This is a genomic window from Vibrio ouci, assembly GCF_004551525.1.
GTDB lineage: Bacteria > Pseudomonadota > Gammaproteobacteria > Enterobacterales > Vibrionaceae > Vibrio > Vibrio ouci.
In genome coordinates this window covers 1-566 of the sequence record NZ_SATR01000312.1, presented here as the reverse complement: position 1 = coordinate 566, position 566 = coordinate 1, and the positions used below count along the sequence as shown (strand labels likewise).

The 566-nt window shown below is 42.9% G+C and carries 1 protein-coding gene; it reads left to right on the top strand.

The genetic code is table 11. The features are described from left to right. A partial coding sequence (locus ELS82_RS25825; protein ID WP_134837845.1) for a DUF1353 domain-containing protein occupies positions 1 to 303 on the top strand: 303 nt, incomplete at its 5' end. Between the last annotated feature and the right edge of the window lie 263 nt (positions 304 to 566).

The following is a 566-nucleotide window of genomic DNA, read 5'->3' as shown; positions in this document are numbered from 1 at the left end:
GAGTTTGACGGTGCATCGATTCCGCGTCCTCTCTGGATGTTACTTTCTCCGACTGGTTTGCTACTCATTCCTGGACTAATTCATGACTATGCCTATCGTTACGACAAGTTGGTATACAGGGACGAAGACGGCAATCTAATTGACTATCAAAAAGGTGCTGGTAAATCGCATTGGGACAAACTGTTCCGCGATGTAGGCATTCAAGTTAACGGTATTGCTTTCATTGATGTACTTGCTTGGTTGGCTTTGCTAGTGGGTGGTTGGTTTACATGGTGGAAGCATCGTAGAAACGATGGGAAGTAAGCCTAACAATAAATTTAAGCAGATTCGCAACGCTTGGCACTTTTGGTTTGAATCAGCTTTCGTGTTTACGGCACAATGGGTTAGGTGAGTGGTAGCGTTGCTCACTACTTAATTTGGCGTTATGTGATTGGAGACAAATATGAAAAAATCGACAATGTTAGTGCTATTTGTCGTCATTATGCTGGGTTATTTCATCTATGACCGCTATGTAGCTCAACCTAAAGAGTTGGTGCGACTATCAAAGCTAATGCTGAGTCAGGTTG